The 10,874-nt window shown below is 70.0% G+C and carries 2 protein-coding genes; both read left to right on the plus strand.

Translation table 11 applies throughout. The annotated features are described in order from the left end of the window. Positions 1 to 9,644, plus strand: a 9,644-nt coding sequence (locus tag CCN51_RS21130) for a type I polyketide synthase (protein ID WP_245881658.1), incomplete at its 5' end; no start/stop codon positions are given. 68 nt (positions 9,645 to 9,712) lie between these two features. Continuing rightward, positions 9,713 to 10,874 (plus strand): type I polyketide synthase (locus CCN51_RS21135; RefSeq protein WP_211303237.1); only part of this gene is annotated, 1,162 nt, incomplete at its 3' end.

Genomic DNA, 10,874 nt, shown 5'->3' on the forward strand with positions numbered 1-10,874 from the left:
TGGTGGCGTTGCATCAGGCGGCGCAGGCGTTGCTGTCTGGTGAGGTGTCACTGGCGTTGGCCGGCGGGGTGACGGTGATGGCGTCGCCGGGGATGTTTGTGGAGTTCAGCCGGCAGCGGGGCCTGGCGGCTGATGGCCGCTCGAAGGCGTTTGCGGCAGCTGCGGATGGTACGTCGTGGGCTGAGGGCGCGGGGATGCTGCTGCTGGAGCGGTTGTCGGATGCTCAGCGAAATGGCCATCCCGTGCTTGCGGTGATTCGTGGCTCGGCAGTGAACCAGGACGGTGCCTCCAACGGCCTGACCGCGCCGAACGGTCCCTCCCAGCAGCGGGTGATCCGTCAGGCGCTGGCGAACTCGGGCCTGAGCCCGGTGGATGTGGATGTGGTCGAGGCTCATGGCACGGGGACCCGGCTGGGCGACCCGATCGAGGCACAGGCGATCTTGGCGACCTACGGACAAGGCCGGCGCGAAGACCAGCCGTTGTGGTTGGGGTCGCTGAAGTCCAACATCGGGCACGCGCAGGCTGCTGCTGGTGTGGCTGGTGTGATGAAGATGGTGCTGGCGCTACGCCATCGTGTGCTGCCGAAAACACTGCACGTCGATGAGCCGACCGGTGAGGTCGACTGGACTGCAGGTGCGGTGGAACTCCTCACCGAGCAGCGGGCGTGGGAGAGTGACCGCCCGCGTCGTGCGGGTATCTCTTCGTTCGGGATCAGTGGCACCAACGCACACCTGATCGTGGAAGAGGCACCGGAGAATCCGGCCCCGGCACCGTCTGTTGGAGCGCCGCGGGTGCCGGTGGTGGTGCCGTGGGTGATCTCGGGTCGTGGCGCGGATGCCTTGCGAGGGCAGGCGGCGCGGTTGCTGGCTCACATCGAGCGCGACCGCGAGCTGTCGCCGGTGGATGTGGGCTGGTCGTTGCTGTCCGGGCGGGCTGAGTTCGAAAACCGCGCAGTCGTCATCGGCGAGGATCGGGAAGCCCTGGTGCACCGGCTGCGTGCGCTGACGCGCGGGGAAGCCGTTCCGTGTGTGGTTGAGACGCCTGCATCGGGTGTGAGCTCGGCCGGCGGCAGGCCCGTGTTCGTGTTCCCTGGTCAGGGTTCGCAGTGGGCGGGGATGGCCGCGGAGTTGCTGGACTCCTCGCCGGTGTTCGCGGAGCGTTTTGCCGAGTGTGGTGGGACGTTGGCGGAGTTCGTCGACTGGGATCTCGAGGCTGTTGTCCGGGGCCTTGCGGGTGCTGTGCCGTTGGAGCGGGTGGATGTGGTGCAGCCGGTGTTGTGGGCGGTGATGGTGTCGCTGGCTGAGCTGTGGCGGTCCTATGGTGTTGAGCCCGCCGCGGTGGTCGGTCACTCGCAGGGTGAGATCGCGGCTGCCTGTGTTGCCGGGGCGTTGTCTTTGCGGGATGCGGCGAAGGTGGTGGCGCTGCGTTCTCAGGCGATTGCCGAGGACCTGGCCGGGCTCGGTGGCATGGCGTCGGTGTCGCTGACGGCCGAGCAGGTCGCCGAGCGGATCGCGGCGTGGGACGGTCGTCTGTCGGTGGCAACGGTGAATGGCCCGACTTCGGTGGTGGTGGCCGGTGAGGTCGAGGCACTGGAGGGGCTGCTGAGCCAGTGCGAGACCGAAGAGGTGCGAGCTCGTCGTATCGCGGTGGACTACGCATCCCACTCCGCCCAGGTCGAGGTGATCGAGGACCGGCTGGCGGAACTGCTGGCAGGCATCGAGCCCAAGCCGTCGACAGTGCCGTTCTACTCGACCGTGACCGGTGGCCTCATCGACGCGACTGAGCTGGACGCCGGCTACTGGTATCGCAATCTGCGGCAGACGGTCCGGTTCGAGGAGACCGTCGGCGCCATCCTCGACGCAGGGGACGCCGTTTTCATCGAGGCGTCCGCCCACCCGGTGCTGACCATCGGGATCCAGGAGACCGCCGAGGCCCGTGGTGCGGAGGGCTCGGTGGTGCTGGGTTCGCTGCGGCGTGACGAGGGCGGCCTCGATCGCTTCCTGACTTCTCTCGCCGAGGCGTATGTGCAGGGTGTGGCCGTGGACTGGGGCGTGGCCTTCGCGGACACCGGTGCGTCGCGGGTGGATCTGCCGACGTATGCCTTCCAGCGCCGGCGCTACTGGCTCGAGCCCCAGATGCGCCCCGCTGCCTCCGAGCGCGAGGCCGACGAGATAGAAGCACGCTTCTGGGAAGCGATCGAAAACGAAGACCTCGAATCCCTCACCACGACACTCGACATCTCCGGCGACGAGCCGTTCAACGCGGTCCTGCCCGCGCTGTCGTCCTGGCACCGGCTGCGGCAGGAACAGTCGAAGCTCGCCGGGTGGCGCTACCGGATCAGCTGGCAGCCGTTGGACAAGACACCGGGCTCGGCGCTGTCCGGGACGTGGCTGGCGGTCGTCCCCGCCTCGCATGCCGACGACGAGTGGGCCGCTGAGGCGGTCCAGGCGCTGAGTGCCCAAGGGGCCCGTACGATCCGCCTGGTCGTGGAGGCCGACGCCGGCCGGAAGCGGCTGGCCCAGCAGGTGTCACAGGCAGTCGAAGGCACGTCGGTCGCCGGGGTCCTGTCTCTGCTGGCCCTCGACACGGCGGCGCACCCCGGGCACCCGGGCGTGCCGTCCGGGCTGGCGGGCACCCTGTCACTACTGCAGGCGCTGGTCGACGCGGGTGCCGACACACGCCTGTGGTGCGTCACGCGCGGTGCAGTTTCGGTCGGCCGAGCCGATCGGCAGACGGGCGCCGTACAGACCCCGGTGTGGGGCCTGGGCAGGGTGGCCGCGCTTGAGCACCCTGACCGGTGGGGCGGTCTGCTCGACTTGCCGCAGACCTTGGACACTCGGGCGCAGGAACGGCTGTGCGCGGTGCTCGCCGGTGCCACGGTGGGTGGATCGCCCGAGGATCAGCTTGCGATCCGCCCGGCGGGTGTGTTCGTACGTCGCTTGGTACGCGCGCCCCAGAACACGGCGGCGGGGCACAGCGGCTGGAAGCCGCGTGGCACGGTCCTGGTCACCGGCGGTACGGGTGCGCTGGGCGGCCATGTCGCGCGCTGGCTGGCCGGACACGGCGCCGAGCACCTGGTGCTGACGAGCCGCAGGGGCGCGGACGCCCCCGGAGCGGCCGAGCTGACCGCCGAGCTCACCGAGCTGCGCGTCGGGGTGACGGTGGCGGCCTGTGATGTGGCCGACCGGGCCGCGCTTGCCGAGCTGCTGGCCTCGATCCCCGCCGAGCGCCCGCTCACCGCGGTCGTCCACGTGGCAGGGGTGCTCGACGATGGTGTCATCGAGTCGCTGACCGTTGCGCACCTGGAACGGGTGCTGCGCTCCAAGGTGTCCGCCGCACGCCACCTCGACGAGCTCACCCAGCATCTGGAACTCGACGCGTTTGTGCTCTTCTCCTCGGTCGCGGGCGCGTTGGGCAACGGTGGCCAGGCCGCTTATGCGGCGGCCAACACGTACCTCGACGCGCTCGCCCTGGACCGTCGACAGCGCGGCCTGCCCGCGGTGGCGCTGGCTTGGGGCACGTGGAGCGGCGGCGGGATGGTCGGCGGCGCGATCGACGAACGGATGAGCCGCCGCGGCCTCAGGGCGATGGCACCCGAGGTGGCCATCGAGGCGCTGGGCCAGGTGGCGGACCGCGACGAGCCGTTCCTCGCGGTGGCCGACATCGACTGGCCACGGTTCGTGACGGAGTTCGCCGCGACCCGTAGGAGCCGGCTCTTCGACGAGCTGCCCGAGGCCCGCGCCGGCCGGGCCGCCGAGCGAGACGACGCCACGGAGTCACACTCCGGCCCCGGCCTCGCCGGGCGGCTGGCCGACCTCGCGCCGGTCGAACAGGAGCGGCTGTTGCTCGAGCTGGTGCGTACGCACGCGGCCGCGGTGCTTGGACACGCCGAAGCCGACTCGGTCGCGGCGGGCCGGGCGTTCAAGGAGCTCGGCTTCGACTCGATGCGGGTCATGGAGCTGCGCAATCGCCTGAACGTCGCCACCGGCCTGCGGTTGGCCACCGGCGCCGTCTTCGACCACCCCACGGCGACCCTCATGGCCAAGCACCTGCGTACGGAGCTGGTGGGCGACGACGCGGCGACCGCGACCGCTGCCCCGGCGCCGATCCCGGTGGCGCTGCCCGCAGCCGACGAACCGATCGCGATCGTCGCGATGGGCTGTCGTTTTCCCGGCGACGTACGCACGCCCGAGGAGCTGTGGCAGCTCCTCGCCGAGGGCCGTGACGTGATCTCCGAGCTGCCGACCGACCGCGGCTGGGATGTCGAGGGCCTGTACGACCCGGATCCCGATCGGTCGGGCAAGAGCTACACCCGTGAAGGCGGCTTCCTGCATGACGCCGCCGAGTTCGACCCGGCCTTCTTCGGCATATCGCCGCGCGAGGCCTTGGCCATGGATCCGCAGCAGCGGCTGCTGCTTGAAACCGCGTGGGAAGCGCTCGAGCGGGCTGGAATCGACCCGCAGTCGCTCAAGGGCACTACGACCGGCGTCTTCGCCGGAATGACCTATCAGGACTACGCGGCGCGGCTGCATGAGGCCCCGAATTCCGTCGAGGGCTATCTGCTGACCGGCAAGTCCTCCAGCGTCATCTCGGGGCGCATCGCATACGTGCTGGGGCTGCAAGGGCCCGCGATCACCGTGGACACGGCGTGCTCGTCCTCGTTGGTGACCTTGCACCTGGCGGCGCAGGCGCTGCGGCAGGGCGAGTGCTCCCTCGCCCTCGCGGGTGGTGTGACGGTCATGGGGGCGCCGGGCATCTTCATCGAGTTCAGCCGCCAGCGCGGGCTGTCGGCCGACGGCCGCTGCAAGGCCTTCTCCGCGGCCGCTGACGGTACGGGCTGGAGCGAGGGCGCGGCCATACTCGTACTGGAGCGGCTGTCTGACGCCCGTCGCAATGGCCATCCGGTGCTTGCGGTGGTTCGTGGTTCGGCGGTGAATCAGGATGGTGCGTCGAATGGTCTGACGGCGCCGAACGGGCTCTCGCAGCAGCGGGTGATCCGGCAGGCTCTCGCGAACGCACGGCTTTCCGCCGCCGAGGTGGATGCCGTGGAGGCGCATGGCACGGGGACAACGCTGGGCGACCCGATCGAGGCCGAAGCGCTGCTGGCCACGTACGGACAGGGCCGGCCGGAGGACCGGCCGCTGTGGCTGGGCTCGCTGAAGTCCAACATGGGCCACCCACAGGCCGCGGCGGGCGCTGCGGGTGTCATGAAGATGGTGCTCGCCATGCAGCACGGCGTGCTGCCGCGGACTCTGCATGTCGAGGAGCCTTCCCCGGAGGTGGACTGGGAGGCCGGCGCGGTCGAGCTGCTGACCGAGCAGCGGGCGTGGCCTGAGACCGGGCGGCCGCGCCGGGCAGGTGTTTCCGCGTTCGGTGTGAGTGGGACGAACGCGCACGTCATTCTGGAGCAGGCACCGGAAACCGTCGGGGAGCCGGTGGAGCCCGCTGAGGTTCCTGTGGTGCCGGTGGTTCCTGGGGTGGTGCCGTGGGTGGTGTCGGGGCGTGGTGTGGGAGCGTTGCGGGGGCAGACGGGGCGGTTGCTGTCTCACGTCGATGGATTTGGTGAGTTGTCGCCGGTGGATGTGGGGTGGTCGTTGGCATCGGGGCGCACGGCCTTTGAACATCGGGCGGTGGTGGTGGGTGACCGTGACGGATTGCGGGCTGGGCTGCATGCGCTGGCGCGGGGTGAGTCGGCTTCTGGTGTTGTCGTCGGTCAGGGGGTCGGTTCGGGCTGGATGGCGGTGTTGTTTTCGGGTCAGGGCAGTCAGCGGGTGGGTATGGGCTGTGAGTTGTATGGCCAGTATCCGGTGTTCGCGGGAGCGTTTGACGAGGTGTGCGGGCTGCTGGACAAGGAGTTGGCGGGGCATGTTGAGCGGTCTGTGCGTGATGTGATCTTCGGTGATGATGCTGTTCTTCTTGGTCAGACGGTGTTTACGCAGGCTGGCCTGTTCGCTGTTGAGGTGGCGTTGTTCCGGTTGGTTGAGTCGTGGGGTGTGGTGCCGGAGTTTGTGGGTGGTCATTCGGTCGGTGAGATTGTGGCGGCTCATGTGGCGGGTGTGTTTTCGTTGGAGGATGCGGTGCGGCTGGTGGCGGCTCGGGGTCGGTTGATGCAGGCGCTGCCCGTCGGCGGGGCGATGGTCGCGGTCCAGGCGGCCGAGGACGAGGTGGCGCCGCTTCTTGCCGAGTATGAGGGCCGGGTCGGCGTTGCTGCGGTCAACAGTCCGACCTCGGTGGTGGTCTCTGGTGATGAGGATGCTGTCCTTGCTGTGGCGGAGACGTTCCGGGGTCGGGGTCGTAAGACCAGGCGTCTTGAGGTGTCGCATGCGTTCCATTCGCCTCGTATGGACCTGATGCTGGACGACTTCCGTTCCGTCGCGGAGACCCTGACCTACGTCGCGCCGCGTATTCCGGTCGTTTCCAATGTGTCGGGCAGGTTGGCCACGTCTGGTGGGCTGGTTTCGGCTGATTATTGGGTGCGGCATGTGCGTCAGGCAGTTCGTTTCGGTGAGGGCGTGGCCTGTCTGGCCGAGCAGGGCGTGTCCGTGTTTCTTGAGCTGGGTCCCGATGGGGTGTTGAGCGCGATGGGTGCGGAGTCGGTGGCCGATGGGGTGTTCGTTCCTGTGTTGCGGTCGGGGCGTGCTGAGGCTGAGTCGTTGCTGTCGGGCCTGGCGCAGGCGTGGGTGCGGGGTGTGGCTGTGCGCTGGGCGGAGGTGTTCGCCGGTACGGGGGCGTCGCGGGTGGATCTGCCGACGTATGCCTTCCAGCGCGAGCGCTACTGGCTCGACACATCGTCCTCCGCGGACGACACGGCTGCGGCCTCCGCGCTGGGACTCGGCTCAGCAGGACATCCGTTGCTGGGCGCGGCCGTCGAATTGCCGGATTCCGCGGGGGTCGTGTTCACCGGGCGGCTGTCGTTGCGGTCGCATGGCTGGCTGGCCGATCACGCCGTGGGCGACACGGTGTTGCTGCCGGGCACCGGGTTCGTGGAACTGGCGGTCCGCGCCGGTGACGAGGTCGGCTGTGATGTGGTCGAGGAGCTGACGCTCGAGGCGCCGCTGGTCCTTCCCGAACGGGCTGGGATGCAGCTGCGACTGACGGTCGACGAGCCGGACGAGGCGGGCCGCCGCGCCCTGAACATCTACTCGCGCCCCGAGGACACCGGGTTCGATGCCGCCTGGACCCGCCATGCCACCGGCACCCTGGCGGAGGGCGCCACAGAGCCCGCGAGCGACCTGACCGTATGGCCTCCGGAGGGCGCCCAAGCCCTGGACACCGCCGCGCTGTACGAGGACTTCGCCGCGGCCGGTTACGACTACGGCCCCGCCTTCCGGGGGCTGCGGGCGGCCTGGCGACGCGGAGAGGAGATCTTCGCCGAGGCCGCGTTGGCGCATGAGCAGCAGACGGAGGCGGCTCGCTTCGCCATGCACCCGGCCCTGCTCGACGCGGCGCTGCACGGCCTCAGGCTCGGGGAGTTCTTCGGCGGCCCGGACACGGTCCGACTGCCGTTCAGCTGGGCCGGGGTGGCGCTGCGCGCCGCGGGCGCTTCCGTGCTGCGTGTGGCCATCAAGCCCGCCGGGCAGGACGCGGTGTCCGTGGCGGTGGCCGACGGCACCGGTACGCCGGTGGCCTCCCTCGCATCGCTGGTGCTGCGACCGGTCGACCCGGCCCAGCTGGGCGCGGCACGGAGCGGGCCGCTCGACGACTCGCTGTTCCGCGTCGACTGGACGGCCCTGCCGCACCCGCGCCAGACCTCCGGCCCGTGGGCCGTGGTCGGCCCGGACGAGTTCAAACTGAGCGTGGAACTCGGTGGCGAGGCCGAGGTGGCGGTGCACACCGACCTGGCGGCCCTGGCCGACGCCATCGGGGCGGGCGCACCGCTCCCCGAGGCCGTGTTCGTGGCCTGCGTCGCCGACCGAGGGCCGGCCGAGGCCGGACTCACCACGGTGCCGAGCGATGCCCGTACCACCCTGGGGAACGCACTGGCGCTGCTGCGGTCGTGGGTCGCCGATGAGCGGTTCGCGGCCACCCGGCTGGTGTTCCTCACCCGAGGCGCCGTCGCCACCCGGTCGTCGGACGAGCTGATCGATCTCGTGAACGCGCCGCTGTGGGGCTTGATCCGCTCCGCGCAGTCCGAGCACCCCGGCCGGTTCCTGGCCGTCGACCTGGACGAGGACGAGACGTCGTGCCGGGCCCTGCCCGCCGCTGTCGCGACGGGGGAGCCGCAGCTCGCCGTACGCGGGCGCGACCTGCTCATTCCTCGACTGGCCCGAGCCACCACGGCCGCCAACGACCCGGGCCTCGTCCTCGACCCGAGCGGCACCGTCCTCGTGACCGGTGCCACCGGCACATTGGGCGGCTTGGTCGCCCGACACCTGGTCACCGAGCACGGCGTACGGCGACTGCTGCTGACCAGCCGCCACGGCCCGGCCGCCGAGGGCGCCGCCGACCTCCACACCGCGCTCACCGCGCTCGGCGCGGACGTCACCATCGCCGCCTGCGACACCGCGGACCGGGAGCAACTGGCGCGGGTGCTGGCCGCAGTGCCCACGGAGCATCCACTGAAGGCCGTCGTGCACGTGGCCGGGGTCCTGGACGACGGGGTCATCGACACGCTCACCGCCGAGCGGGTCGACCGGGTGCTGCGCCCGAAGCTGGACGCGGCGCTGAACCTGCACGAGCTGACCCTCGACCTGGACCTCGACGCGTTCATTCTTTTCTCCGGGGCCGCGGGAGCCTTCGGCACCGCGGGCCAGGGCAACTACGCGGCGGCCAACGTCTTCCTGGATGCCCTGGCCCACCACCGGCGCGCCCGTGGCCTGCCCGCTGTGGCGCTCGGCTGGGGTTTGTGGTCCGAGCGCAGCAGCATGACCGAACGCTTGGACGACAGCGGGGTCAAGCGGCTGGCTCGGATGGGCATCGCGCCGATGTCCTCGGCACACGGCCTCGCGCTGTTCGACGCCGTGGCAGGCGCGGACGGGGCGGCGGTGCTGCCCGTACGGCTGGACCTGGCCGCGCTGCGCTCCCGTACGAGCGCGCAGGACGTTCCGCCGCTGCTGCGCGGGCTGGTCAAGCCGGCCGTCCGCAGGGCGGCGAGCGGCGGTACGACGGCTGCCGACGCCGTGGGGGCCGCGTCGCTGCGGGATCGGCTCAGTGGGTTGGAGGACACCGAGCAGGACCGGGTGCTGCTCGACCTGGTGCGCGGCCATGTGGCCGGGGTGCTCGGACACGCGCGGCCCGAAGGGGCGCACGCGGACCGGTCGTTCAAGGAACTCGGCTTCGACTCGCTGACCGCCGTCGAGCTGCGCAACCTGCTGAACGAGGCCACGGGGCTGCGGTTGCCGGCCACGCTCGTCTTCGACTACCCCACGCCCGCTGCTCTCGCGGAGTTCATCAAGGCCGAGATCGGCCCGGCGCGGCAGGCGGGGCCCATGGCCGTACTGCGGGAAATCGACGCACTGGAGGCCGCGCTCGCGGCGAGTGACACGCTGACCGAGCCGGTCCAGGCGCGTCTCCAGGAGTTGCTGTCGCAGTACGGAATCCGCGCCGGTGATTCGGCCGGCGGGCCGGCGGAGGAATCGGTGACCGACCAACTCGAAGCGGCATCGGACGACGACCTCTTCAGCTTCATTGATGAGCATCTCTGAGTTGCGACTCTTGGCGTCGCGACCTGCTTGGCGTGGAATCTCGGAAATTCGAAAGGGAAAGTTCTCAGATGGCGAACGAGGAAAAGCTTCGCGCCTACCTCAAGCGGGTCACGGGGGATCTGCACCAGGCTCGGCAGCACATCATGGAACTGGAGACCGCGAACTCCGAGCCGATCGCGATCGTCTCGATGAGCTGCCGGTACCCGGGCGGTGTGAACTCCCCCGAGGAACTGTGGCAACTGGTCGCCTCCGGCACGGACGCGATTTCCGATTTTCCGCAGAACCGCGGCTGGGCCGAGGACCTTTACGACGAGGACCCGGAGCGGCCGGGTAAGAGCTACACCCGAGAGGGCGGATTCCTGCATGAATCCGACCGGTTCGACCCCGCCTTCTTCGGTATCAGCCCGCGTGAGGCGCTTACCATCGACCCCCAGCAGCGGCTGCTGCTGGAGACCTCATGGGAGGCGTTCGAGCGGGCCGGGATCGTGCCTGCCACGCTGCGGGGCAGCCACACGGGTGTCTTTGCCGGAGTGATGTACAACGACTACGGGACGCGACTGTACGGCACGCTGGACAGCTTCGAGGGCTACCTCGTCAACGGCAGCGCGGGGAGCGTCGCGTCCGGCCGCGTCGCGTACACCTTCGGCCTCGAAGGCCCCGCCGTCACGATCGACACTGCCTGCTCGTCCTCGCTGGTGACCCTGCATCTCGCGGCCCAGGCACTGCGGCGCGGCGACTGCTCGCTCGCGTTGGCGGGCGGCGTGGCCGTGATGTCGACCCCCGAGATCTTCGTGGAGTTCAGCCGCCAGGGTGCCTTGTCCCCCGACGGCCGCTGCAAGTCCTTCTCGGACGGGGCTGACGGCACGGCGTGGGCCGAAGGCGTGGGCATGCTGTTGTTGGAGCGGTTGTCCGATGCGCGGCGTAATGGGCATCCGGTGTTGGCGGTGGTGCGTGGTTCGGCGGTGAATCAGGACGGTGCGTCGAACGGTCTGACCGCACCGAACGGGCCCTCCCAGCAGCGCGTCATCCGCCAAGCACTGGCCAGTGCGGGGCTGACGTCATCCCAGGTGGATGTGGTGGAGGCGCATGGTACGGGGACGACGTTGGGTGATCCGATTGAGGCGCAGGCGTTGTTGGCGACGTATGGGCAGGGCAGGTCGGGGGGTCGGCCGTTGTGGTTGGGGTCGTTGAAGTCGAATATCGGTCATACGCAGGCGGCTGCGGGTGTGG

The sequence above is a fragment of the Streptomyces milbemycinicus genome, assembly GCF_002154605.1.
Taxonomy (GTDB): Bacteria; Actinomycetota; Actinomycetes; order Streptomycetales; family Streptomycetaceae; genus Streptomyces; species Streptomyces milbemycinicus.